Genomic DNA, 23,022 nt, shown 5'->3' with positions numbered 1-23,022 from the left:
GACGGGCAAACTCGAAGGGTCCGCTCCGGCAGTCCAAGGGGTGGACGGTCCGGGCACGGAGCGATCGGCTCCGCGGTTCAACGGACCTGTGAAATTCTTGGAATCGGCCCCGCGTGGCCGGATCGTTACGCATGACGAGCCCGTTTCGGGCCGTTCCGCGGACGGCGGCTACGGCGCGCGGACAGCCGACAGGAGCCGGGCCACCTCGTCCGCGTCGATGCGCAGCGCCGCCCCGACGGTGGAGAGCACCTCGCGCTCGGCGGGCAGGTAGGGGCCGTCCGAGAGCGCGATCCGCGCGCCCTGGAGCAGGATCGACTCGCGGCCGGGGCCCGCCAGGTGCGGGGCCAGCGGCTCCAGGGCCTCGTGCAGCTCGATCGACAGCGCGGCCCCGCAGCACTCCGGGACGTCGTACAGCCCGAGCCGCCCCTCGTCGGCGGACAGGGCCTCCACGAGGGACTCCAGCTGCTCCTCGGTGCACTCCTGGAAGCCCGCACCGCGTACGGCGCCCACGGCGGCCTCCAGCGCGCTGCGCGAGCCCGTCCCGCCCGCGGCGAGCACGGCCAGCGCCACGGTGTGCACGGCGTCGCGCAGCATGGCGGTGAAGCGGGTGGTGGTGAGATGGTCCAGGACCTCGGTGGCGAAGCGCTCGCGGCAGCCCTGGCACTCGACGATCGGCCCGGCGCTGCCGCGCGGCAGCAGCGGCACGCCGAGGACGGTGAAGCGGCGGCGCCCGGTCCGCCGGCGGTAGTTGCGGTCCCCACCGCAGGCGGGGCAGAAGAACTCCCCGTCGCCCACGGTGCTCCAGGTGGTACGGATGCCCCAGACCGTCAGCTTCCGGCCGTCCCCACCCCGAACTGGCAGCACGTCGCACCTCCGTCACCATCCGGCAGCATCGCCGGTTGGCGTGATGTTAGCCACATCAGTGAGGATGCGTCAGTCGTGTGACAAGACAACATGTCGCGGGAGGCGGACTTGGCCGATCTGCGCCCCCGCCCTCCCCCGCCGCCTCCCGGTTTTCCCTACCCTCGGCCGCATGAACGACAAGTCCTGTCTGGTGACCGGCGCCGCGAGCGGCATCGGACGCGCCACCGCCCTGCTGCTGGCCCGCTCCGGGGGCCGGGTGACCGCGGCCGATGTCAACGCCCCCGGCCTGGAGGCCCTGCGTACCCGACTGGCCGAAGAGGGCCACGAGATCACCGTCGCCACCGGTGACGTCTCCGATCCGGACGCCAACCGCGCGATGGTCGCCGCCGCGGTCGGCGCGTACGGGCGGCTCGACGTCGCCGTGGCGAACGCCGGGGTGCTCCCCCTGTCGGACGTACGGGAGACCAGCCCCGAGGACTGGGACCACGTCATGGCCGTCGACGGCCGGGGGATGTTCCTGACCTGCAAGTACGCCATCGAGGCGATGACCGCCCAGCCGCGGCCCGGCGGGGCGCTGGTCTGCGTCTCGTCGATCTCGGGGGTGGCCGGGCAGGCCCGGCAGGCGGCGTACGGGCCCGCGAAGTTCGTGGCGTCGGGGCTGACCAAGCACCTCGCGGTGGAGTGGGCAGCGCGCGGGATCCGCGTCAACGCGGTGGCCCCCGGCACCATCCGTACGGAGCGGGTGATCGCGCTGGCGGACGAGCCGGGCGGGCCGGAGTACCTGGAGGAGATGGCGGGGGCCCATCCGATGGGCCGGCTCGGCGAGCCGGAGGAGGTGGCCCGGGTCATCGCCTTCCTGGCCTCCGACGCGGCCTCGTTCGTCACGGGCGCGATCCTGCCGGTGGACGGCGGCTACCTCGCCCGCTGAGGCCGGCGAAGCGGGGCGGGGCAGGGCAGGGAACGGCAGGGCAGGGAACGGCGGAACCCCGCCCCTCCGGAGGGAGGAACGGGGTTCGCTTACGTCAGCGGTCCACGTACGGGGGATCAGCGGCCCGCGCGGTTGACGGCGGAGATGACCGCCTTCAGGGAGGCGCGGGTGGTGTTGGCGTCGATGCCGATGCCCCACAGGACCCGGCCGTCGATCGCGCACTCGATGTACGAGGCGGCGACGGCGGAGGCGCCCTCGCTCATCGTGTGCTCGGTGTAGTCCAGCAGGCGGGCGTCGACCCCGATGCCGGCCAGCGCGTCGAAGAAGGCCGAGATCGGGCCGTTGCCGGTGCCGTTCAGGACCGTCTCCACGCCGTCCACGACCGCTTCGACGGTCAGCGTGTCCGTGCCGTCCTTGTCGGTGGCGGTCGAACCGGAGCGCAGCTGGATGCGGCCCCACGGATTCTCGGGGTTGGGCAGGTACTCGTCCTCGAAGACCGACCAGATCGCCTTCGGCGTGACCTCTCCGCCCTCGGAGTCGGTCTTGGCCTGAATGATCCGGGAGAACTCGATCTGCATGCGGCGCGGCAGGTCCAGCTTGTGGTCGTTCTTCAGGACGTACGCGATGCCGCCCTTGCCGGACTGCGAGTTGACCCGGATGACCGCCTCGTAGGAGCGGCCGACGTCGTTCGGGTCGATCGGCAGGTACGGGACCGCCCACTCGATGTCGTCGACCGTCTTGCCCTGGGCGGCCGCGTCGGCCTCCATGGCGTCGAAGCCCTTCTTGATGGCGTCCTGGTGGGAGCCGGAGAAGGCGGTGTAGACCAGGTCGCCCGCGTAGGGGTGGCGCGGGTGGACCTCCACCTGGTTGCAGTACTCGCTGGTGCGGCGGATCTCGTCGATCTGCGAGAAGTCGATCTGCGGGTCGATGCCCTGGGAGAAGAGGTTCATGCCCAGGGTGATCAGGTCCACGTTGCCGGTGCGCTCGCCCTGGCCGAACAGGCAGCCCTCGATGCGGTCGGCGCCGGCCATCAGGGCCAGCTCGGCGGCGGCGACGGCGGTGCCCCGGTCGTTGTGCGGGTGCACGGAGATGCAGACGTGCTCGCGGCGGGTCAGGTTGCGGGACATCCACTCGAAGCGGTCCGCGTGGGTGGAGGGCGTCGAGCGCTCCACGGTGGCGGGCAGGTTCAGGATGATCTCGCGGCCCTCGGACGGCTGCCAGACGTCGCAGACGGCCTCGCAGACCTCCAGGGCGAAGTCCAGCTCGGTGTCGGTGAAGATCTCCGGGCTGTACTGGTAGCCGAAGGTGGTCTCGGGGCCCAGCAGCTTGTCCGCGTACTCCATGACCAGGCGGGTGCCGTCGACGGCGATCTGCTTGATCTGCTCCTTCGAACCGCGGAAGACCACGCGGCGGAAGGTCGGGGCGGTCGCGTTGTACAGGTGCACGGTGGCGCGCCTGGCGCCGACCAGGGACTCCACGGTCCGCTCGATCAGGTCCTCGCGGGCCTGGGTCAGTACGGAGATGGTGACGTCGTCCGGGATCGCGCCCTCTTCGATGATGGAGCGCACGAAGGCGAAGTCGGTCTCGCCGGAGGAGGGGAAGCCGACCTCGATCTCCTTGTAGCCCATGCGCACCAGCAGGTCGAACATCTCGCGCTTGCGGGCGGGGGTCATCGGGTCGATCAGCGACTGGTTGCCGTCGCGCAGGTCGGTGGAGAGCCAGCGGGGAGCCTTGGTGACGCGGGCGTCCGGCCAGGTGCGGTCCGGGATGTCCACCTGCTCGTACCGGCCGTACTTGTGGATCGGCATCCCGGAGGGCTTCTGGGAGTGGGTCGCGTTCGTGATGGGCGTGGGGCGACCGATGAAAGGCTGCTGGCTCATGGCGTGGGGCTCCTCGCGTGTCCGCGGTAGTTCGCTGGGACGGCCGACGGCGGTCGCAAAAACCGCAACACCAAACTCCGCGGGGAGGGGGCCGGCCTACGACTACAGACCCTCGCCGCGGCAGCTAAGGAGAAGCAGCCCGATACGCATGATGGGCCGAGCCTAGCCGAGCCGCGCCGTAACGCGAGGACCTGTTTCAGTATGCAAGACCCGGGGGTCCGATTTGTACCCTATGTGAGCTAAGACTCTTTCGTTACGTAAAGTCGGTTCGATCCGTCAACCCTCCGCCGCCCCTTTCAGACAACTGAATGAATCATGGTCGCGGCTAGTGACAGCGTCATGACCCACTGCCACATTGCCGGGCATGGATGCCTCCCGTACCCCCCGCCACCCCGTCTTCTGCACGGTCGTGCCCCCGCACCTCCTCGACCGGATCGCCCGCTCCGAGGACCCCCGGCGCGCCCGGGCCGCCCTGAACACCCTCGAGCGCGACTCCCTCCTGCGCACCCGCCGCCGGGTCACCACCGTCCAGGGGGTCGCCTCCGCCGTGGGCGCGGTCGCTTCCGACGACCCGGACCGCACGATCTACGACGCGCAGCACCGCACCCGGCTGCCCGGCACGAAGGTGCGCGCGGAGGGCGACCCCGCCGGCCAGGACGCCACGGTCAACCGTGCGTACGCCGGGCTGGGCGCGACCTTCGAGCTCTTCCTGAAGGGGTTCGGCCGGCACTCGATCGACGATGCCGGACTGGCCCTGGACGCGACCGTCCACTACGGCGAGGACTACAACAACGCCTTCTGGGACGGTCAGCAGATGGTCTTCGGCGACGGGGACGGGGACCTGTTCCTCGACTTCACGGTGTCGCTCGACGTCATCGGCCACGAACTGACCCACGGAGTCACCCAGTACACGGCGAACCTCGAGTACTACGGGCAGTCCGGAGCGCTGAACGAGTCGATGTCCGACGTGTTCGGATCGCTGATCAAGCAGTACTCGCTGGAGCAGACGGCGGAGCAGGCCGACTGGCTGATCGGTGCCGGGCTGCTGGGGCCGGCCGTCGACAGCGGCCAGGCCCTGCGGTCGATGAAGGCGCCGGGGACCGCGTACGAGGACGACGAGCTCGGCAAGGACCCGCAGCCCGCCACGATGGACGACTATGTGCGGACCTCCCGCGACAACGGCGGCGTGCACATCAACTCCGGCATCCCCAACCACGCCTTCTACCTGCTGGCGACGGAGCTGGGCGGCAAGGCCTGGGAGCGGGCGGGGCAGATCTGGTACGACACCCTGACCGGCGGGGAGCTGGCGGCCGACGCCGACTTCGCGGACTTCGCCCGGCTGTCGGCGGCGGCGGCCGTGCGCCGGTTCGGGGACGGGGGCGCGGAGCACCAGGCCCTGCAGAAGGCGTGGTCGACGGTGGGCGTGCCGCTGGGCGGGTAGAGGGTCCCCATGCGCATCGAAGTGATCAGGACGGGCGGTTTCGCGGGCATCGAGCGCCGGGCCGAGGTGGACACCTCGGGCCGGCCGGACGAGGCCGAGTGGCGGGCCCTGGCCCAGCTGGCGCTGCGGCCCGCGCCCGCCGGGCCTGGGGGCGGCGGACCGGTGCGGGACGGGTTCTCGTACCGGATCACGGTGGACGGACGGACGGTGTCCTGCCAGGAGCCGAACCTGTCGGACGCCCAGCGGGCGCTCGTCTCGCGGATCCTGAAGGAAGGCGCCTGAGCGGGATGGCGCCGGGCGGCAAGGCGCCGGGCGGAAGGGCGCCCGGGCGGGCCCGGGCAGGGGCGCGGTAACCCGGGTGCCCGGGCGGCGCCGCTTTGCTTGGATGGCCGGATGACCGACCACATGACCGATCCGATGCTGTCCGAGCTGGAGCGCTACTACGACACGGTTCCGCGGGTGGGCGGGGCGCGGGCCGAGGACTTCGGGCCGCTGACCCTGTTCGTCCAGGAGGGCGCGGGCTGGCAGTACTACGCGCGGCCCGCGCTCGGCGGCGCCGGACCCGGCGCGGGCCCGGCCGGGGCCGCCGACGTGGAGCGGGTGCTGGCCCGGCAGCGGGAGCTGAAGGTCCCCGAGTCCTTCGAGTGGGTGGCCGAAACCACCCCCTCGCTGCGGGCCGCCGTGGAAGCGGCGGGGCTGCACGTCCACGCGCATCCGCTGATGGTCCTGGATCCGGCGGCGGCAGCGGCCCCCGCGCATCGGGACGTACGGCTGCTCGACGCGGACGATCCGCTGCTCACGGCGGCGGTGACGGTCCCGGCGCTGGCCTTCGCGGCTCCCGGGACGGCCGTGGGCGAGGCGGGGCCGGAGCAGCTGGCGGCGGCACTGGCCGATCCGGACGCGGCGGAGCGCCGGGCCCGGGTGGCCGGAATGATCACATCGGGCCGTACCGCCGTGGCGGCGGCCGTACGGGACGGCGTGGTGCTGTGCGCGGGCCAGTACAACCCGGTGGGGGACGTGGCCGAGGTGGTGGGCGTGGGCACGCTGCCGTCGGCCCGCCGCCAGGGCCTGGCCCTCGGGGTCACGGCGGCCCTGGTCGCGCGGGCGCTCGAGCGCGGCGCCCGTACGGTCTTCCTGTCCGCGGGGGACGAGGACGTGGCCCGCGTGTACGGACGCGCCGGCTTCCGGCGCGTGGCCACGGCGCTGATCGCGGAGCCGTCCGCCTGACGGACCGGCGGGTTTGCCGGAACGGCAAGGATATTTGCCCGTCCGGATGGTATCGGCGCAGCATCGGCCGTATCGGCAGACCCTCCCCCGGCCACCGCTGGGGGACCCCCATGGAAGAGGCCCCCATGTCCGAACACCACCACCGCCACCAGCAGGAACCCGCCGCCGGCGAGGAGTTCTGGGACGCCCGCTACCGCGAGAGCGACCGCATCTGGAGCGGCAAGCCCAATGCGGTCCTGGTCCGCGAGGCCTCGGATCTCACTCCGGGCCGCGCCCTCGACATCGGCTGCGGCGAAGGGGCCGACGCGGTGTGGCTGGCCCGCCGGGGCTGGCACGTCACCGGCACCGACATCTCCGGGGTCGCCCTGGAGCGGGCGGCGCGGCACGCCGAGGAGGCGGAGCTCGCCGACCGCACCGCGTGGGAGCGGCACGACCTCGCGAAATCCTTCCCCGCCGGGGAGTTCGACCTGGTCTCGGCGTGCTTCCTGCACTCGTACGGGGACTTCCCCCGCGAGCGGATCCTGCGCACGGCCACCGCAGCCGTGGCCCCCGGCGGGGTGCTGCTGATCGCCGGCCACGCGGGCGGGCCCTCGTGGGACCCGGACAAGCACGCGGACATCGACTTCCCGACGCCGGAGCAGGTGCTGGCGCAGCTGGAACTGCCCGAGGGCGGCTGGGAGGTCCTGCTCGCCGAGGAGTACGTCCACCCCATGACCGACCCCGACGGCCGGCCCGGCAGCCGCCCGGACAACGCGCTGAAGGTCCGCCGGCTGCGCTAGGTCGAAGGAGACGGCCTGGGCGCGGGCGCCGGCGGACGCTTCGGTCAGAAGCCCAGCTTGCGCAGCTGCTTGGGGTCCCGCTGCCAGTCCTTGGCGACCTTCACGTGGAGGTCGAGGAAGACCGGGGTCCCGAGCAGCGCCTCGATGTGCTTGCGCGACTTCATCCCGACCTCCTTCAGCCGGGCGCCCTTCGGGCCGATGATGATGCCCTTCTGGCTCGGCCGCTCGATGTAGACGTTGGCGTGGATGTCGAGCAGCGGCCGGTCCGCCGGGCGGTTCTCCCGCGGGATCATCTCCTCGACGACCACGGCGATGGAGTGCGGGAGCTCGTCGCGCACGCCCTCCAGCGCGGCCTCGCGGATCAGCTCGGCGACCATGACCATCTCGGGCTCGTCCGTGAGGTCGCCCTCCGGGTACAGCGGCGGGCTCTCCGGCAGCAGCGGCGCGATCAGGTCGGCCAGCAGCTGGACCTGGCTGTCGCCGACGGCCGAGACGGGCACGATCTCGGCCCACTCGAAGCCCAGCTCCTCGGCGAGCTGGTGGACGGCGATCAGCTGCTCGCCCACGACCTTGGACTCGACCAGGTCGGTCTTGGTGATGATGGCGATCTTGGGGGTCTTCTTGATCCCCGCGAGCTCCTTGGCGATGAACTTGTCGCCGGGGCCGAGCTTCTGGTCGGCGGGCAGGCAGAAGCCGATGACGTCGACCTCGGCCCAGGTGGTGCGCACGACGTCGTTGAGGCGCTCGCCGAGCAGCGTGCGCGGCTTGTGCAGGCCGGGCGTGTCCACGAGGACGAGCTGGGCGTCGGGGCGGTGCACGATGCCGCGGACGGTGTGGCGGGTGGTCTGCGGCCGGTTGGAGGTGATCGCGACCTTGGTGCCCACGAGTGCGTTGGTGAGGGTCGACTTGCCCGCGTTGGGGCGGCCGACGAAGCAGGCGAAGCCCGCACGGTGCGGGCTGGTGGACTCGGGGGAACGATCGCTCATACGGGCCATTCTCCCCGATGCGGCCCCCAGCGCCGACCAGGCCGTGGCGGCGAGCAGCGTCCCGCCCGCGAGGAGGGTGCCGAGGAAGGGGTGTGCGGCGTAGGCGGCGCGGCCCTGAGCTGTGGTTCCGCCGTCCGCCGCGCGCACCGTCACCTCCGCGTGTTCCGCGGCGGGCGGGTCCTCCCAGCGGGCGTGCAGCCGGACTTCCTGGCCGGGCAGCAGTTCGGCGGGCAGCCCGGTGAGGGGCCGGCCGGCCAGCGGACGGCCGAGGGCTCCGGCGGCGGTGAGGGCGGCGCGCGGGCGCAGGGTGACATTGCCGATGTTGTGGAGCGTGTAGGCGACCCGCGCGCCGGAGCCCTCCCGGTGGACGGAGACGTCCCGGACGACGAGGGCGGGTGCGGTGGGGCCGGTCACCCGCAGGTACACGCGGGCCGCGACGGCCTGCTGGACGCCGATGCCCTGGGCCGTGGCGGCGGGCCGGTCCTCCAGGGCGACGATGGCTCCGGGGTGGTCGCCCGGTTCCGCCCGGTCGGGGACGGTGAGCGTGAAGGCGACGCTGACCGAGGCCCGGGCCGGTACGGTGACCCGCTCCCGGTCGAGCTTCGCCCACGCGGCGGCGGCCAGCCGCGGCTCCTCGGGGCCGCGGACGGCGAACCCCCCGTCCCGGGGGGTGTTGTAGGCGTCGGCGGCGTAGAGCCGGAAGGTGCGCGGGCGGTCGGTGCGGTTGGCGACGGTCACGGAGTCGGTGGCGGACTGGCCGGGGGCGGCGGCGAGGTAGAAGTAGGGCCGCTGGCCGACGGTGTTGGCGGCGGGGAGCACGGACCACTGGCCGTTGTCCGCGGCGCCGGCCGTCCCGGCGGGGGCGAGGAGGACGGCGGCGAGCACGGCCACGGCCGCCGCCGCGCGGGTCCAGGCCCCGCCGGCCCCCTTCACGACAGCGTCAGGGTCAGGACCGCCGAGTACGCGCCGGGCGGGGTGTACCGCGGGACCTGGAGGCTGACCGTGGCGTCGACCGTGAAGGTGCCGCCGACCAGCGCCGCGTCGGGGGTGGAGGCCAGCACCGCCCCCTCCGGTCCGACCGCGCCCGCGCTGCCCGCCGTACAGGGGCTCGGACTGCCCGCCTCGGCGGTGCACGAGGGGGTCCAGGAGAGGGAGGCGCCGGGGATGCGGATCCCGCCGGGGCCGGTGAAGTCGGTGACCTTGCCAGTCAGGGACCAGCCGGCCGGGCCGCCGCGGGCGTCCTTGACGGTGACGGTCCCGATCCGGCCGGGCGCGGCCCCGCCGTCTCCGTAGGCCACGGCGCCCAGGGCGATCTCCTGGCCGGCCTGGGTCATGCCGAGGGCGCCCGGCTCGACGGTGGCGGTGAGCTTCTGCGTGCCGGGCGGCGGGGCGGGGTCGATGACGGCATACGCGGCCGGGCCCGAGCCGTGCCCGGACGACCAGGCCGCGCCCTCGTAGGCGACGACCGCCGTGGTGGCCTTGTCGGTGACCGGCAGCTCCGCCAGGAGCGTGCCGAGTTCGTCCGCGGTGGCGGCCACCCGGTCGGCGGTCTCGGCGGCGCCGGCCCGTCCGGCGACCGTGACGGTGGCGCCGGGGGTGAATCCGGCGGCGGTGACCTTGACCTTGTCGCCGGGCTTCCCGTGGGCGGAGCCGAGCAGGACGTGCCGGAGGTTGGCCGTGGGCAGCGGGGTCGCGGTGAGGCGCTCGGCGACGGGGGCGGCGGCCGCGGGCGTGCACACGGTGTCGAGGTCGAGCGGGTGGCCGGTGTGCAGGGTGTAGGGGCCGGGGGCCAGGGTGATCTCGCCGGGCGCGGTGACGGTGAAGGTGCCCGTCATGGTGACGGCGGGCAGGGACGCGCCTGCCGGAACCACGGGGTTGCGCTGCACCCCGACCACCGTGACCTCGCCGCTCTGGGCGCCCGCGAGGAGGACCCGCCCGGTCGGGGTCAGTGCGTCCGCGGGCAGTTCGCCGCCGGCCGGGTTGACGGCGGGGGTGGCGACCACCTGGTAGGTCACGGTGACGGTGTCGCCGACCTGCGGCGCCGGGTCGTCGACGCTGATCCGGGCGGCGGTCGGCCCGTCGGCGGGCGGGAGTCCGGCCTCCTGCGGCGGCAGGCACTGGGTCGGGAACTCCACCTGCCCCGGCAGTCCGACGGCCGGCCCGGCGTCCTCGGCGGCCGCCGGTGCGCTCAGCGCGCCCCCGGCCGCGGCGGCGAGTACGGCCATGCCCACGGCCGCCGACCACCTGCTGCGCGCCCCTGTTCGCACTGCCCGCCCCCTGGGTTCCGTCGCCCCGACAGGGGGCCATTCACGAGCGGGCGGCGGAAGAAGTCAATGCGCGGGCCCGGCATCAACTGATGGCCCATCAGGAGATGGCAGGGACGGGACGGACGGCGCGCCGCCCGCCTCGCGGAACGTGCGCCGGTAGGCCGTCGGACTCACCCCCAGCGCCGCCTGCACGTGCTTGCGCAGCGACTGCGCCGTCCCGAAGCCCGCCTCCCGCGCCACCTGCTCCATCGGCAGTTCCGTCCGCTCCAGCAGCCGCCGGGCCCGCTCCACCCGCTGGCCGAGGATCCACTGGCCGGGGCTGACCCCCGACTCCTCCCGGAAGCGGCGGGTGAAGGTCCGTACGGACACGGCCTCCTGACGGGCCAGGTCGGTCAGGCGCAGCGGTTCGTGCAGCCGGTCCAGCACCCAGGCGCGGACCGCCGCGGTGCTGGCGAGCTGCGGCTCCGGCATCGGGCGCTCGATGAACTGCGCCTGCCCGCCGTCCCGGTGCGGCGGTACGACGGTCCGCCGGGCCACCTCGTTCGCGACGGCCGCGCCGTGGTCGCGGCGCACGATGTGCAGGCACAGGTCGATCCCGGCGGCGACGCCGGCCGAGGTGAGCACGTCCCCGTCGTCGGTGTAGAGCACGTCCGGGTCGACCCGGACGGCCGGGAACAGGGCCTGGAAGTGCTCGGCGGAGGCCCAGTGGGTGGTGGCCCGGCGGCCGTCGAGGTACCCGGCGGCGGCGAGCACGTAGCCGCCGGTGCAGATGGAGACGAGCCGGGTGCCCGGCCGGATGTGCGCGAGGGCCGCGGCCAGCTGCTCGGTCAGCCGGCCGTGCTCGTGGACCGGCCCGAGTTCGTACGAGGCCGGCACGACCACGGTGTCGGCGGTGGCCAGCAGCTCCGGGCCGTGCTCGACGTGGATCGCGAAGTCGGCGTCGGTCGGCACCGGGCCGGGGGCGAGCCCGCAGGTCAGGATCGTGTAGAGGGGCCGTCCGGCGGGATCCTTGGCGCGGCCGAAGATCCGGTGCGGGATGCCGAGCTCGAAGGGCAGCAGCCCGGCGAGGGCGAGTACGACGACGCGGTGGGGCGGGGCTTGCGGCTCCATGGCCCGATCATATCGAAGCATGACAGTCAGGCCACTGTCGTCGGTGATCCCGTGGCCGGAAGCTGTCGGGGTGACACAGACCGCCGCCGCCTCCACGGCCACCCCGCACACTCCCCGGCAGGCCGGGCGCGTCCACCGCGCCTGGTTCGTCGCGGCCGTCGCCTTCGTGACGATCATCGGCTCCGCCGCCTTCGCCTCCCTGCCCGGGCTGCTCATCGAGCCGCTGCACGAGGAGTTCGACTGGTCGCGCGGCACGATCGGGTTCGCCGTCTCGGTCAACCTCGCGCTGTACGGGCTCACCGCGCCCTTCGCGGCGGCGCTGATGGACCGTTTCGGCATCCGCCGGGTCGTGGCGCTGGCCCTGCTGGTCATCGCCGGCGGCTCGGTCGCCACGGTGTGGATGACCGCCGCCTGGCAGCTGGTGCTGTTCTGGGGGGTCCTGGTGGGCCTGGGCAGCGGGTCGATGGCCCTGGCCTTCGCGGCGACGGTCACCAACCGGTGGTTCACCGCCCGGCGCGGCCTGGTCACCGGAATCCTGACGGCCGCCGGGGCCTCGGGCCAGCTGGTCTTCCTGCCGCTGCTGTCCTGGCTGGTGGAGGACCACGGCTGGCGACCGGCGGCGGTCACCGTCTCCCTCACCGCGCTCGCCGTGGTCCCCTTCGTGTGGCTGCTGCTGCGCGACCACCCGGCGGACGTGGGCCTGGCCCCGTACGGGGGCACGTACGCCCCGAAGCCCGCCCCGGTGCCGGGCGCCGCCCGAAGGGCGCTCACCGTGCTGTCCAAGGCGGCCAGGACCGGTCCGTTCTGGCTACTGGCGGGCACCTTCGCGATCTGCGGGGCCTCCACGAACGGCCTGGTCAAGACCCACTTCGTGCCGGCGGCCCACGACCACGGCATGCCGGTGACGGCGGCGGCCGGACTGCTGGCGGTGATCGGCGTCTTCGACGTCATCGGCACCGTGGCGTCGGGCTGGTTCACCGACCGCTTCGAGGCGCGGCGGCTGCTGGCGGTCTACTACGCCCTGCGCGGTGTCTCGCTGCTCTTCCTGCCGATGCTGCTGGCCCCGTCCGTACACCCGCCGATGATCTTCTTCATCGTCTTCTACGGCCTGGACTGGGTCGCCACCGTCCCGCCGACCATCGCCCTGTGCCGCGAGCACTACGGCGAGGACGGGGCGATCGTCTTCGGCTGGGTGCTGGCCTCGCACCAGGTGGGCGCGGCGGTCGTCGCCTTCCTGGGCGGCCTGGCCCGGGACGTCTTCGGCTCGTACGACGTCGTCTGGTACGCCTCGGGAGCGCTGTGCGCGATGGCGGCGCTGATGTCGATGGTGATCCGGCGCCGTCCGGCTCCGGCCGCGACAGTCGCCCCGGCCGGAGCGCAGGATCCCGGAGCGTAGTACCCCGGAGCGCGGGACCCCGGGCCGTCAGCCCGCGGGGGTGGTGGACTTCAGGGTGCCGTCCGGGCCCGCGAGCAGCACCGGGGTGTCGGGGCCGCCCAGGTCGCGGACGGCCGCGCGGTCGGCGTCGGCCGGGGCGTCGGCGGAGCTGACGACGGCGGCGGCCTCGAGCGAGCGGGCCCCGCTCGCCACGGCCATCGCGACGGCGGTCTGCAGCGCGCTCAGCTTCAGGGAGTCGAGCTCGACCGTGCCGGCCACGTAGGTGCGGCCCGTCTCGTCGCGCACCGCCGCGCCCTCGGGCACCCCGTTGCGGGCCCGGGCGCTGCGCGCCAGCGTGATGATCTTGCTGTCCTCGGGGTCGATCCCGGTGATGTCGGTCATGGGCGAAGCATATGGAGCGTCTGGGCGGGGCCGTACCACGCCCCCGCCCAGACGCTCTCCCCTCCGCTCCCCCGATCCCCCCTGACCCAGGGACAAACCTAAGTGTGGAATAAGAGGTTCCTGTGATCCGAAGGTCCCGAGACCCAGTGACCTTCGTCCTTGATCCTTTTCGCCCCGCCGGGGCGCGTCAAGGCCGGTCGAGCCGCAGCCGCTCCGCCCTCGGCAGCCCCGCCACGACCAGGTCGTAGGAGTCCTCCACGAGCTCGCGGACCAGCGCGTCCGGCAGGCCGCCCGGCCCGCCCACGGTCACCGTGTTCCAGTGCCGCTTGTTCATGTGGTAGCCGGGCACGATCGCCTCGTGCTCCGCGCGCAGCCGTACCGCCAGCTCCGGCTCGCACTTGAGGTTGACCTTCAGCGGCTCCGCGTCCAGCGCCGTGAGCGCGAACACCTTGCCCAGCACCTTGAACACCGAGGTCTCCGGGGTGAACGGGAACTCCTCCACCGCCGCGTTGAAGCCGAGACAGAACTCCCGCAGCTGAGCCGGGGTCATTCCCCCTCCTCCGCCGCGGCCTCCGCCGCGGCCACCGGTTCCACCAGCACCGTCACGATCTTGTTCCGCCGTCCGGCCGGGGACTCGGCCGTCAGCCGCAGCGGACGCCCGTCCGGCAGCTCGACCAGCGCCGAGGCGCCCGCGATCGGCACCCGGCCCAGCGCCTTCGCCAGCAGGCCGCCGACCGTCTCCACGTCCTCGTCGTCGAAGGCCTCGACCTTGAACAGCTCGCCGAGGTCGGTGATGTCGAGGCGCGCCGTGACCCGGTAGCGGTCCTCGCCCAGGTCCTCGACCGGCGGGAGCTCCCGGTCGTACTCGTCGGTGATCTCCCCGACGATCTCCTCCAGGATGTCCTCGATCGTGACGATCCCCGCCGTGCCGCCGTACTCGTCGATGACGACGGCCACGTGGTTGCGCACCTGCTGCATCTCGCGCAGCAGGTCGCCCGCGTTCTTGGTGTCCGGCACGAAGACCGCCGACCGCATGACCGTGGAGACCAGGTCGGACTCCGCCTCCCGGCTGATGTGGGTCTTGCGGACCAGGTCCTTCAGGTAGACGATCCCGACGATGTCGTCCTCGTTCTCCCCGGTCACCGGGATGCGCGAGAAGCCGGAGCGCAGCGCGAGCGTGGTCGCCTGACGGACCGTCTTGTACCGCTCGATGCACACCAGGTCGGTGCGCGGCACCATCACCTCGCGCACCAGGGTGTCGCCCAGCTCGAAGACCTGGTGCACCATGCGGCGCTCGTCGTCCTCGATCAGCGATTCCCGCTCCGCCAGGTCCACCATCGCGCGCAGCTCGGCCTCGGAGGCGAACGGCCCCTTGCGGAAGCCCTTCCCGGGCGTGAGCGCGTTGCCGATGAGGATCAGCAGCTGCGGGATCGGCCCCATCACCCGCGCGAGCGGTACGAGGACGTACGCGGCCGCCGTCGCGGTGTTCAGCGGGTGCTGGCGGCCGATCGTGCGCGGGGACACGCCCACGGCCACGAAGGAGACCAGCACCATGACCCCGATGGCCACGAGCAGCGCGGTCCAGGTCTCCCCGAACTCGCCGAGGCATACGTAGGTGACGAGGACGCCGGCCGCCATCTCGCAGGTGACCCTGACCAGCAGGGCCACATTGAGGTAGCGGGTGGGGTCGCCGGCAACCTGTGCGAGCTTCTCGCTGCCGCGCCGGCCCTCCCGTACGGCCTGCTCGGCACGGAAGCTCGAGATGCGGGCGATCCCGGACTCGGCGCACGCCGCGAACCAGGCCACGACCACCAGCAGGACGGCGCCGGTGATCAGTTGCGGGGCGTTCACGAGACGGTGGGCGCCGGGGACGGACCGGTCATGCCGCGCTCGGCACGCCAGCCGTCGACGATGGCCGCCTGGAGGCCGAACATCTCGGCCTTCTCGTCGGGCTCCTCGTGGTCGTACCCGAGCAGGTGCAGCACCCCGTGGACGGTCAGGAGCTGGAGCTCCTCGTCCATGGAGTGCTGCGTCGGGGCGTCCTCGCCCTGCTTCTTGGCGACCTCGGGGCAGAGCACGATGTCACCGAGGAGCCCCTGCGGGGGCTCCTCGTCGTCCTTCGCCGGCGGACGGAGCTCGTCCATCGGGAAGGACATGACGTCGGTGGGTCCGGGCAGGTCCATCCACTGGATGTGGAGCTGCTCCATGGCGTCCTCGTCGATGACGATGACGGAGAGCTCCGAGAGCGGGTGGATCCGCATCCGGGTGAGCGCGTAGCGGGCGATGTCGAGGATCGCCTGCTCGTCGACCTCGGTTCCGGACTCGTTGTTGACGTCGATCGACATGGTGCGCTGGGTTCTACTTCCGCTGGAGGCCGTTCGCGGCCTGCTGGCTCTCGTCGTACTTCTCGTACGCGTCGACGATACGGCCGACCAGCTTGTGGCGGACGACATCCTCGGACGTGAGCCGCGAGAAGTGGATGTCCGGAACCCCTTCGAGGATCGACTGGACCTGGCGCAGACCGCTCTTGGTGCCGCCCGGAAGGTCGACCTGGGTGATGTCACCCGTGATGACGATCTTCGAATCGAACCCGAGCCGGGTCAGGAACATCTTCATCTGCTCCGGGCTCGTGTTCTGCGCCTCGTCGAGGACGACGAACGCCTCGTTGAGGGTGCGGCCGCGCATGTACGCCAGCGGGGCCACCTCGATGGTCCCGGCGGCCATGAGCCGCGGGATCGAGTCGGGGTCCAGCATGTCGTGCAGCGCGTCGTAGAGCGGGCGCAGGTACGGGTCGATCTTGTCGAAGAGCGTGCCCGGCAGGAAGCCGAGCCGCTCCCCCGCCTCGACGGCGGGCCGGGTCAGGATGATCCGGCTGACCTGCTTGGACTGCAGGGCCTGGACCGCCTTCGCCATGGCGAGGTAGGTCTTGCCCGTACCCGCGGGGCCGATGCCGAACACGATCGTGTTCTTGTCGATGGCGTCGACGTACCGCTTCTGGTTGAGGGTCTTGGGCCGGATGGTGCGGCCCCGGCTGGAGAGGATGTTCTGGGTGAGCACCTCGGCGGGAGTCTCCTCCGGGCCGCCCTCCTTGCCGTTGCCGCTCGCCTTGAGCATGGCGATCGAGCGTTCCACTGCGTCCTCCGTCATCGGCTGCCCGGTGCGGAGCACCAGCATCATCTCGTCGAACAGGCGTTGGATCAGAGCGACTTCCGCCGCCGCCCCGATCGCGCTCACCTGGTTGCCCCGAACATGGATGTCGGCCTTCGGGAAGGCCTTCTCGATCACGCGCAACAGGGCGTCACCGGAACCGAGCACCGTCACCATCGGGTGCGTGGCCGGAACGGTGAAGTGGGCTCGCGCCTGGCCCGGCGCTGGGATGTGGGCTGTCGGTGTCTGAGTCATGGGCCGGCACTGTGGCCTGCGCATACCTCCCGCTGAGGGGCCGCGCCGATCGACGACCTCCGGAATACCAAGCGTACGTCGCCTCCGGGGCATCCCCGAGAGGTTTTCCACCGGCATTCCACCGGCCCGGGCGCCTGCCGGCCGCGGCGCCGGGTGCCGGGCCGGCAGGGCGGCCGGGAGCCGCGCGGCCGGCGCCACTCAGGCGGAGTGCCGGAAGCCGATGGTGGGCACCGCCCGGCGCCGGGCGGCCGGGGCCCCGGCGTGCGGGATCAGCTCGTCCAGGAAGGCGTAGCGGCCGCGCAGCTCGGCCGGGGCCGTCCGCCACCAGTGCGCCACCTCGGGCCAGCCGGGGGCCGAGAGGGAGCCGCCGAACTCCTGGACCGACAGGGCCGCCGTCAGCCCCGCGAAGGCGAGGCGGTCCACGAGCGGCCAGCCCGCCAGGGTGCCGGTGACGAAGCCCGCCACGTACACGTCGCCCGCCCCGGTCGGGTCCAGCTCGTCGACCGTGATCCCCGGGACGTGGGCCGTCTCGCCCGTCCGCCCGTCCACCGCGTACGAGCCCTCCGGGCCCATCGTCACCACCGCGATCGGCACCCGCTCGGCCAGCGCCCGGGCGGCCGCGCGCGGACAGTCGGTCCGCGTGTACCGCATGGCCTCGCCCGCGTTCGGCAGGAAGGCCTCGCAGTGCGCCAGGTCGGCCAGGTCCCCCAGGTCCCACCGCCCGCTCTCGTCCCAGCCCACGTCCGCGAAGACCCGCGCGCCGCGCCGGGCCGCCTCCCCGATCCACGGCTCGCCCCGGCCGGGACCCAGCGCCGCCACGGCCGCCCGGGCCCGCGGCGGGCACTGCGGGAAGGGGCCGGGGCCGGCCGGCGGGGGTGCCTCGTGCCCGTGCGAGACCATCGTGCGCTCGCCCTCGTAGGCCATCGAGACGGTGACGGGGCTGTGCCAGCCGGGGATCGTCCGCGACATGGACAGGTCGATGCCCTCGCCCTGTTCGAGGGCGTCCCAGCAGTACTCGCCGTAGTGGTCGTCGCCGAACGCCGCGGCGAGCGAGGTGCGCAGGCCGAGGCGGGCCAGGGCGGTGGCCATGTTGGCGACGCCGCCGGGGCTGGATCCCATGCCGCGCGCCCAGGACTCCGTACCGCGCACCGGGGCGGAGTCGAGGCCGGTGAAGATGATGTCGAGGAAGACCGTGCCGGTCAGGAAGACGTCGCAGGCGGGCTCCTGCGGGTTGCGCAGCGGACCGAGCGGGTCCACCGCCGCCGCGAGGCTGTCGACATTCTCCCGACTGGTCACGGTGTACTCCCCGTTGGCTTGAAGGGTCGTTTCTTCCGGAGCGTTTTCGGTGCGATGGTTTTCGGTGGAAAGATGCCAGCCATGCCCGGCCCGCACGAGGCCAAACCCAGTGTGTCGCAGATCACTACAGGAATGCTCTTTTCCTGCTGTCGGGCCACTTGATAAACATGGGCCCCGCTCACTCTGCGACGACGCCACGCATCACCCGCACCACCTGGAACGCACGTGCCCGACCGCACCCCCGCGCCGCTCTCCGAGCCGGCCGCCGAGCCGCCCGCCGCATGGCCTCTGGTGGCCCTCTTCACCGCCGGGTACCTCGCCCCGTACCTCCTGCCGACCGTCGTCGGACGGCTCGACGCCCACCTGCCGCTGAGCCCCGCGCAGGCCGGTCTGATCGGCAGCGCCCTGCTGCTCGGCTCCGCCGCGGCCGGTTTCACCCTGGCCTCCCGCATCGGCCGGCACGGGCCCCGGCGCCTGGCCCGGATCGGGCTGCTGCTGGCCGTCGCGGGCTACGGCACGGCCGCGGCGGCCTCGCTGCTGCCGCTGGTCGTCGCGGGCGCGGTGGTCGGCGGCTTCGGCTCCGGCACGGCCACCGCCGTGGCCGCAGCGGGCATCGCCGGGCAGCGCGATCCGCACCGGGCCTCCGCGCTGGGCCTGTTGTCGGTGTCGGCGACCGCCGGGGCGCTGTACCTGACGCTGCCCCGGCTCGGGGGCGGCCACGGGCTGCCGTTCGCCGCCATCGCACTGGTCGCGGCGCTGGTCTGGCCCGCCGCGGGACGCCTCGGCGGCTCCTCGGCGCCCGCGGTGACCGGGGTCGCCCCGGGCCGCCTCCCGTACCCGCGCGCCGGGGTGGTCCTGGCCGGCTCCCTGATGCTGTGGTCGCTCGCGCAGAACGCCCTGTGGGGGGTCAGCGGCCGGATCGGCGTCCAGCAGGCGGGCCTCTCGGAGGTCACCCTCGGCGTCGTCTTCGCCGCGGCGCTGGGCGCGGGCCTGCTCGGGGTCACGGCCGCCTCCGCGCTGGGCTCCCGGCTGGGCCGGGCGGTCCCGATCGGCGCCGGGACGGCCGTGATCGCCTGCTGCGTGGTGGTGTCCTCGTCCGCCCGGGACCTCGCGGGCTTCGCCGGCGGGGAGATCCTGTGGAACGCGCTCTACCCGGTCGTGCTCTCGTACGCGATCGGCCTCGCGGCGGCCCTGGACCCGCGCGGCCGGTGGGCGGTGCTGGCCGGGTCGGCGTCCTCGCTGGGCGTGGCCTGCGGGCCGGTCACCGGCAGCCTGCTCGCGGAGGCGGCGGGCTTCCCGGGCATGGGCCTGGTGCTGGGGTCGCTGCTGCTGGCCGTGGCCGGGCCGATGGCCGCCGTGGCGCTGCACGCGGGCGGGCGTCCGCTGACCCCCGGCTCCGTCCGCCGGCGCGGTGGCGCCGCGGCGGCCGTGCTCGCCGCCGGCGCGGGCGCCCCGTCGGGCACGGTCCCGCGCGTCGGGGCCGCGGAGCTCGAGGTCACCGAGATCCCGCTCCGCCGCCGGCCGCTGCGCGTGCTGCTCCCGGCCCCGGCCTCCCTCCGCCGCACCCGCACCCGAACCCGCCTGTAGCCGCTGCGCGGGGCACGCGGACTCCGGCGCGGCTCAAAGACCTTGGGGCTCCGCCCCAAACCCCGCGCCTCAAACTCCCCCAGCTACCGCTGGGAGGTGCCCCCAGGCGGGGCTGGATTTCGGCTGATGTGCGCTCACGGGTGCTGCCGGCGGGGCTGGAGCCCCGGCGGCGGCGCGCCGGATGGCCAGGCGGCGTCAGCGGCGCTTCGGGAGGGGGACCCGGGTCAGGTCCGCCGCGATCGTCAGCTCGCCCTCGAACCCGGCCGCGCGGGCCTGCCGTTCGAACTCCGAGGGGTCGGTGTAGCGCTGCGAGAAGTGCGTCAGCACGAGGTGCCGGACGCCCGCGTCCCGTGCCACCCGCGCCGCCTGCCCGGCCGTGAGGTGCCCGTGCTCGGTGGCCAGCGGCTCGTCCTCGTCGAGGAAGGTCGACTCGATCACCAGCATGTCGCAGCCCTCGGCCAGCTCGTCCACGCCCTCGCAGAGCCGGGTGTCCATGACGAACGCGAACCGCTGCCCCGGCTTCGGCTCGCTGACCTGCTCCAGCGTGACCTCGCCCAGCCGGCCCTCGCGCTGGATCAGGCCCACGTCGGGGCCCTTGATCCCGTGCCGTGCGAGCAGTTCCGGGATCATGCGGCGGCCGTCCGGCTCGGTGAGCCGGTAGCCGAAGGACTCCACCGGGTGCGAGAGCAGCCTGGCCTCGAGGACGTACGAGGCCCCGCGCGCCAGCTCCCGCATCCCGTCCCCGGCGACCGGCTCCTCGGCCAGCAGCACCGTCTCGCGGTAGGCGGTGGCGTACCGCAGCCGGTCGAAGAACTTCTGCCCGGAGGCCGGGTAGTGCGCGGTGACGGGGTGCGGGACCCGGTCGAGGTTGATCCGCTGGATCACCCCGGCCAGGCCGAGGCTGTGGTCACCGTGGAAGTGGGTGACGCAGATCCGGTTGATGTCGTGCGCGGCCACCCCGGCACGCAGCATCTGGCGCTGGGTGCCCTCGCCCGGGTCGAAGAGGATGCCCTCGGCGTCCCAGCGCAGCAGGTAGCCGTTGTGGTTGCGGTGGCGGGTGGGCACCTGGCTGGCGGTGCCCAGCACCACGAACTCGCGTACGGACACGGGTTATCCGGGGGGCCACTGGAGGCCGCGGCCGCCGAGGACGTGCGCGTGGGCGTGGAAGACGGTCTGGCCGGCGCCGGCGCCCGTGTTGAAGACGACCCGGTAGCCGTGGTCGGTGAGCTTCTCGTCGAGGGCGATGCGGCCGGCCTCGGCGAGGAGGTCGGCGGTGATGGCGGGCTCGGCCGCCGCCAGCGAGGCCGCGTCGGGGTAGTGCACCTTGGGGATGACCAGGACGTGCGTCGGCGCCTGCGGGTTGATGTCCCGGAAGGCGAAGGTCGTGTCGGTCTCCCGGACCACGGTCGCCGGGATGCTCCCCGCGACGATCTTGCAGAACAGGCAGTCGGCCTGCGGTTCCCCGGCCATCGCTTCGCCTCCGTGTCGTTGATCGCTCCGGGCATCGTATCCCCGGACCGCGTACGGGACTCCGCGGCCTCCACCCCCGGTCCGCCCGCCGTCCGCGGGGGTCAGCTCCAGCGGCCGGTGCGGGCCAGCAGGACCGCCGTCGCCGCGGTGCCGGCGGTCGAGGTGCGCAGGACCGAGCGGCCCAACCGGTACGGGCGGGCTCCCGCCTCGGCGAAGACGGCCAGCTCCTCCGGGGAGACCCCGCCCTCCGGGCCGACCACCAGCACGATGGACCCCGTCGCCGGGAGCTCGGCCTCGGCCAGGGCCTCGGAGGGGGTGTCGCGGTCCTCGTGGAGGACCATCGCCAGGTCGGCGCCGGCCAGCAGTGCCGCCACCTGCTTGGTGGACAGGGCCTCGGCCACGTCCGGGAAGCGGACCCGGCGGGACTGCTTGCCCGCCTCACGGGCGGTGGCCCGCCACTTGGCCAGGGACTTGGCGCCGCGGTCGCCGCGCCACTGCGTGATGCACCGCGAGGCCTGCCAGGGCACGATCGCGTCCACGCCCGTCTCGGTCATGGTCTCCACGGCCACCTCGCCCCGGTCCCCCTTGGGCAGGGCCTGGACGACGGTGATCCGGACGGTCGGCCCGGCTTCCTCGAAGGCGCCGGACACGGTCAGGACCAGCCGGTCCTTGCCCTCCGCCGCCTTCACGACCGCCTCGGCCCAGCCGCCCCGGCCGTCCGTGAGGACCACCGCCTCGCCCGGGTTCAGCCGCTTCACGGACACCGCGTGCCGGCCCTCAGGGCCGTCCAGGACGAACTCCGGTCCCGCCGGGACCTCTTTGACCACGAACACCGGGGCGGTCATGACGCACTCCTCATCTGCATTGCCTTCAACGTGCTCTGTGCCTCGGCCAGTTCGGCCGCCAGCACCTCCATCAGCTCCCCGGCGGGCAGCGCCCGCGCCAGCCGGTGCCCCTGGCCCGCCCACAGGGCCATGCCCTGCGGGTCCCCGGCCGCGGCGGCCGCCTTGCGCAGCCCCGAGGTCAGGTGGTGGATCTGCGGGTAGGCGGCGGGGGCGTACGGTCCGTGCTCGCGCATGAACCGGTTGACCAGGCCCCGCCCCGGCCGCCCGGAGAAGGCCCGGGTGAGCTCGGTGCGGACGAACAGCGGGTCCGTCAGGGCCTTCTTGTGCAGCGGATCCGCGCCCGACTCCGGGCAGGCCAGGAAGGCGGTGCCGAGCTGGGCCGCCTCGGCGCCCGCCGCGAGCAGCGCGGCGATCTGGGAGCCCCGCATCAGCCCGCCCGCCGCGATGATGGGGAGCGCGACGGCCTCCCGTACCTGGGCCACGAGCGCCAGCAGGCCCACCGACGCCGTGCCGTCGGCCTGCGGGTCGTCCCGGTGCGTGCCCTGGTGCCCGCCGGCCTCGACGCCCTGGACGCAGACGGCGTCGGCCCCGGCCTCCTGCGCGCGGCGGGCCTCCTCGACGGAGGTCGCGGTGACGACGGAGTACGTGCCGGCCTGGCGCAGGGAGGCCAGGACCGCCGGGGCGGGACAGCCGAAGGTGAAGGAGACGACCGGGACCGGGTCCTCCAGGAGGATGGCGAGCTTGGCGTCGTAGCCGTCGTCGCAGGTGCCGATGATGTCCTCGGCGGCCAGGGAGATCTCGTACCAGCTCGCCTCGCCGGCCAGCTGCCCGCGGTAGGCCTCGACGGCGGCCGGGTCCACGTGGCCGGTCTGCGGCATGAAGAGGTTCACCCCGAAGGGGCGCCGGGTGAGGGCGCGCACCTGCTTGATCTCCTGGTACATGCCGTCGGCGGTCTTGTACCCGCCGGCCAGGAAGCCCAGTCCGCCCGCCTCGCACACGGCGGCGGCCAGGGGCGGACAGGAGGCGCCGCCCGCCATGGGGGCCTGCACGATCGGGTATGCGCAGAGACCGTTCGGTGCCGAGGTCATGCACTGCATCGTGCCATGTCCCGCTCAGGGGACCGAATCACCGCATTCGCCTGGCATAGTCCGCTTCCCGGCGCG

At 73.5% G+C, this 23,022-nt stretch carries 22 protein-coding genes and 1 pseudogene; 7 read left to right on the top strand and 16 right to left on the bottom strand.

Annotated features, from left to right (window positions below; translation table 11 throughout):
• Nucleotides 1–168 precede the first annotated feature (168 nt).
• Nucleotides 169–864, bottom strand: coding sequence for a TerB family tellurite resistance protein (locus ACFWP3_RS03455; RefSeq protein ID WP_384215738.1), 696 nt, complete (start codon nt 862–864; stop codon nt 169–171).
• 169 nt (nt 865–1,033) lie between these two features.
• Here ACFWP3_RS03455 and ACFWP3_RS03450 point away from each other — a divergent pair, with 169 nt between their 5' ends.
• Nucleotides 1,034–1,792 carry an SDR family NAD(P)-dependent oxidoreductase gene (locus ACFWP3_RS03450; protein ID WP_384215737.1) on the top strand — a complete coding sequence of 253 codons (759 nt, stop codon included), beginning with the start codon at nt 1,034–1,036 and terminating at the stop codon, nt 1,790–1,792.
• A 116-nt stretch (nt 1,793–1,908) separates the two neighbouring features.
• On the opposite strand, the gene leuA is transcribed toward ACFWP3_RS03450, so the two are convergent.
• Nucleotides 1,909–3,672 carry a 2-isopropylmalate synthase gene (gene leuA, locus ACFWP3_RS03445; protein WP_384215736.1) on the bottom strand — a complete coding sequence of 588 codons (1,764 nt, stop codon included), beginning with the start codon at nt 3,670–3,672 and terminating at the stop codon, nt 1,909–1,911.
• Nucleotides 3,673–4,036: 364 nt separating this feature from the next.
• On the opposite strand from leuA, the gene ACFWP3_RS03440 reads away from it, so the two are divergent.
• The 4 genes from ACFWP3_RS03440 to ACFWP3_RS03425 all read left to right on the top strand — a co-directional run bounded on the left by ACFWP3_RS03440 (nt 4,037) and on the right by ACFWP3_RS03425 (nt 7,119).
• Complete coding sequence (locus tag ACFWP3_RS03440; RefSeq protein WP_384215735.1) at nt 4,037–5,113, top strand: M4 family metallopeptidase; 1,077 nt, start codon at nt 4,037–4,039, stop codon at nt 5,111–5,113.
• 9 nt (nt 5,114–5,122) lie between these two features.
• On the top strand, nt 5,123–5,395 hold the full coding sequence (locus ACFWP3_RS03435; protein ID WP_384215734.1) for a protealysin inhibitor emfourin: 273 nt from the start codon (nt 5,123–5,125) through the stop codon (nt 5,393–5,395).
• A gap of 111 nt (nt 5,396–5,506) precedes the next feature.
• The gene (locus ACFWP3_RS03430; RefSeq protein ID WP_384215733.1) at nt 5,507–6,340 is read left to right on the top strand and encodes a GNAT family N-acetyltransferase; all 834 of its coding nucleotides are present in this window, start codon (nt 5,507–5,509) and stop codon (nt 6,338–6,340) included.
• A 125-nt stretch (nt 6,341–6,465) separates the two neighbouring features.
• Nucleotides 6,466–7,119 carry a class I SAM-dependent methyltransferase gene (locus ACFWP3_RS03425; RefSeq protein WP_384215732.1) on the top strand — a complete coding sequence of 218 codons (654 nt, stop codon included), beginning with the start codon at nt 6,466–6,468 and terminating at the stop codon, nt 7,117–7,119.
• Between the two features lie 44 nt (nt 7,120–7,163).
• Here the strand turns inward: ACFWP3_RS03425 and era are convergent, their stop codons facing one another.
• From era to ACFWP3_RS03405, 4 genes and pseudogenes are all read right to left on the bottom strand, one after another.
• A complete protein-coding gene (gene era, locus ACFWP3_RS03420; RefSeq protein ID WP_251064360.1) occupies nt 7,164–8,114 on the bottom strand; it encodes a GTPase Era in 951 nt (316 codons plus the stop codon).
• 498 nt (nt 8,115–8,612) lie between these two features.
• Nucleotides 8,613–8,924: pseudogene (locus ACFWP3_RS03415) on the bottom strand (WxL protein peptidoglycan domain-containing protein); the annotation flags it as partial.
• A gap of 110 nt (nt 8,925–9,034) precedes the next feature.
• Nucleotides 9,035–10,330, bottom strand: coding sequence for a beta-xylosidase (locus ACFWP3_RS03410; RefSeq protein ID WP_384215906.1), 1,296 nt, complete (start codon nt 10,328–10,330; stop codon nt 9,035–9,037).
• A 105-nt stretch (nt 10,331–10,435) separates the two neighbouring features.
• Nucleotides 10,436–11,482 carry a GlxA family transcriptional regulator gene (locus tag ACFWP3_RS03405; protein ID WP_384215731.1) on the bottom strand — a complete coding sequence of 349 codons (1,047 nt, stop codon included), beginning with the start codon at nt 11,480–11,482 and terminating at the stop codon, nt 10,436–10,438.
• Between the two features lie 19 nt (nt 11,483–11,501).
• On the opposite strand from ACFWP3_RS03405, the gene ACFWP3_RS03400 reads away from it, so the two are divergent.
• Complete coding sequence (locus tag ACFWP3_RS03400) at nt 11,502–12,878, top strand: MFS transporter (protein WP_384215730.1); 1,377 nt, start codon at nt 11,502–11,504, stop codon at nt 12,876–12,878.
• 27 nt (nt 12,879–12,905) lie between these two features.
• Here the strand turns inward: ACFWP3_RS03400 and ACFWP3_RS03395 are convergent, their stop codons facing one another.
• The 6 genes from ACFWP3_RS03395 to ACFWP3_RS03370 all read right to left on the bottom strand — a co-directional run bounded on the left by ACFWP3_RS03395 (nt 12,906) and on the right by ACFWP3_RS03370 (nt 17,957).
• Nucleotides 12,906–13,259: a cytidine deaminase gene (locus ACFWP3_RS03395; RefSeq protein WP_384215729.1), complete on the bottom strand. Its 354-nt coding sequence runs from the start codon at nt 13,257–13,259 to the stop codon at nt 12,906–12,908.
• A gap of 187 nt (nt 13,260–13,446) precedes the next feature.
• Nucleotides 13,447–13,809 (bottom strand): MmcQ/YjbR family DNA-binding protein, encoded by a 363-nt coding sequence (locus ACFWP3_RS03390; RefSeq protein ID WP_384215728.1) that lies wholly within the window; start codon nt 13,807–13,809, stop codon nt 13,447–13,449.
• Entirely contained in the window at nt 13,806–15,110 is a 1,305-nt protein-coding gene (locus tag ACFWP3_RS03385; RefSeq protein ID WP_384215727.1) for a hemolysin family protein, read from the bottom strand. Before ACFWP3_RS03385 ends, ACFWP3_RS03390 begins: the two co-directional genes overlap by 4 nt.
• A complete protein-coding gene (gene ybeY / locus ACFWP3_RS03380) occupies nt 15,107–15,604 on the bottom strand; it encodes an rRNA maturation RNase YbeY (RefSeq protein ID WP_362593749.1) in 498 nt (165 codons plus the stop codon). Before ybeY ends, ACFWP3_RS03385 begins: the two co-directional genes overlap by 4 nt.
• Before the next feature lie 13 nt (nt 15,605–15,617).
• Entirely contained in the window at nt 15,618–16,661 is a 1,044-nt protein-coding gene (locus ACFWP3_RS03375) for a PhoH family protein (RefSeq protein ID WP_384215726.1), read from the bottom strand.
• Between the two features lie 198 nt (nt 16,662–16,859).
• Nucleotides 16,860–17,957: a PfkB family carbohydrate kinase gene (locus ACFWP3_RS03370; RefSeq protein WP_384215725.1), complete on the bottom strand. Its 1,098-nt coding sequence runs from the start codon at nt 17,955–17,957 to the stop codon at nt 16,860–16,862.
• A 225-nt stretch (nt 17,958–18,182) separates the two neighbouring features.
• Here ACFWP3_RS03370 and ACFWP3_RS03365 point away from each other — a divergent pair, with 225 nt between their 5' ends.
• A complete protein-coding gene (locus ACFWP3_RS03365; RefSeq protein WP_384215724.1) occupies nt 18,183–19,544 on the top strand; it encodes an MFS transporter in 1,362 nt (453 codons plus the stop codon).
• A 195-nt stretch (nt 19,545–19,739) separates the two neighbouring features.
• On the opposite strand, the gene ACFWP3_RS03360 is transcribed toward ACFWP3_RS03365, so the two are convergent.
• From ACFWP3_RS03360 to ACFWP3_RS03345, 4 genes are all read right to left on the bottom strand, one after another.
• Entirely contained in the window at nt 19,740–20,651 is a 912-nt protein-coding gene (locus tag ACFWP3_RS03360) for a ribonuclease Z (RefSeq protein ID WP_384215723.1), read from the bottom strand.
• Between the two features lie 3 nt (nt 20,652–20,654).
• Nucleotides 20,655–21,014 (bottom strand): histidine triad nucleotide-binding protein, encoded by a 360-nt coding sequence (locus ACFWP3_RS03355; RefSeq protein WP_384215722.1) that lies wholly within the window; start codon nt 21,012–21,014, stop codon nt 20,655–20,657.
• A 101-nt stretch (nt 21,015–21,115) separates the two neighbouring features.
• Nucleotides 21,116–21,859: a 16S rRNA (uracil(1498)-N(3))-methyltransferase gene (locus ACFWP3_RS03350; RefSeq protein ID WP_384215721.1), complete on the bottom strand. Its 744-nt coding sequence runs from the start codon at nt 21,857–21,859 to the stop codon at nt 21,116–21,118.
• Nucleotides 21,856–22,947 carry a nitronate monooxygenase gene (locus tag ACFWP3_RS03345; RefSeq protein ID WP_384215720.1) on the bottom strand — a complete coding sequence of 364 codons (1,092 nt, stop codon included), beginning with the start codon at nt 22,945–22,947 and terminating at the stop codon, nt 21,856–21,858. Before ACFWP3_RS03345 ends, ACFWP3_RS03350 begins: the two co-directional genes overlap by 4 nt.
• Nucleotides 22,948–23,022 lie beyond the last annotated feature (75 nt).

The organism is Streptomyces sp. NPDC058525 (assembly GCF_042719495.1).
In the GTDB taxonomy this organism is placed as follows: Bacteria; Actinomycetota; Actinomycetes; order Streptomycetales; family Streptomycetaceae; genus Streptomyces.
The sequence above is the reverse complement of the archived record's forward strand: the minus strand, read 5'-3'. Positions and strand labels throughout refer to the sequence as shown.

Excerpts from the sequence above, each read along its gene's own strand:
- ACFWP3_RS03450 (WP_384215737.1), top strand. The coding sequence starts at position 1,034 with ATGAACGACAAGTCCTGTCTGGTGACCGGCGCCGCGAGCGGCATCGGA.
- leuA (WP_384215736.1), bottom strand. The coding sequence starts at position 3,672 with ATGAGCCAGCAGCCTTTCATCGGTCGCCCCACGCCCATCACGAACGCG.
- ACFWP3_RS03440 (WP_384215735.1), top strand. The coding sequence starts at position 4,037 with ATGGATGCCTCCCGTACCCCCCGCCACCCCGTCTTCTGCACGGTCGTG.
- ACFWP3_RS03435 (WP_384215734.1), top strand. The coding sequence starts at position 5,123 with ATGCGCATCGAAGTGATCAGGACGGGCGGTTTCGCGGGCATCGAGCGC.
- ACFWP3_RS03430 (WP_384215733.1), top strand. The coding sequence starts at position 5,507 with ATGACCGACCACATGACCGATCCGATGCTGTCCGAGCTGGAGCGCTAC.
- ACFWP3_RS03425 (WP_384215732.1), top strand. The coding sequence starts at position 6,466 with ATGTCCGAACACCACCACCGCCACCAGCAGGAACCCGCCGCCGGCGAG.
- era (WP_251064360.1), bottom strand. The coding sequence starts at position 8,114 with ATGGCCCGTATGAGCGATCGTTCCCCCGAGTCCACCAGCCCGCACCGT.
- ACFWP3_RS03410 (WP_384215906.1), bottom strand. The coding sequence starts at position 10,330 with ATGGCCGTACTCGCCGCCGCGGCCGGGGGCGCGCTGAGCGCACCGGCG.
- ACFWP3_RS03405 (WP_384215731.1), bottom strand. The coding sequence starts at position 11,482 with ATGGAGCCGCAAGCCCCGCCCCACCGCGTCGTCGTACTCGCCCTCGCC.
- ACFWP3_RS03400 (WP_384215730.1), top strand. The coding sequence starts at position 11,502 with ATGACAGTCAGGCCACTGTCGTCGGTGATCCCGTGGCCGGAAGCTGTC.
- ACFWP3_RS03395 (WP_384215729.1), bottom strand. The coding sequence starts at position 13,259 with ATGACCGACATCACCGGGATCGACCCCGAGGACAGCAAGATCATCACG.
- ACFWP3_RS03390 (WP_384215728.1), bottom strand. The coding sequence starts at position 13,809 with ATGACCCCGGCTCAGCTGCGGGAGTTCTGTCTCGGCTTCAACGCGGCG.
- ybeY (WP_362593749.1), bottom strand. The coding sequence starts at position 15,604 with ATGTCGATCGACGTCAACAACGAGTCCGGAACCGAGGTCGACGAGCAG.
- ACFWP3_RS03375 (WP_384215726.1), bottom strand. The coding sequence starts at position 16,661 with ATGACTCAGACACCGACAGCCCACATCCCAGCGCCGGGCCAGGCGCGA.
- ACFWP3_RS03355 (WP_384215722.1), bottom strand. The coding sequence starts at position 21,014 with ATGGCCGGGGAACCGCAGGCCGACTGCCTGTTCTGCAAGATCGTCGCG.
- ACFWP3_RS03350 (WP_384215721.1), bottom strand. The coding sequence starts at position 21,859 with ATGACCGCCCCGGTGTTCGTGGTCAAAGAGGTCCCGGCGGGACCGGAG.
- ACFWP3_RS03345 (WP_384215720.1), bottom strand. The coding sequence starts at position 22,947 with ATGACCTCGGCACCGAACGGTCTCTGCGCATACCCGATCGTGCAGGCC.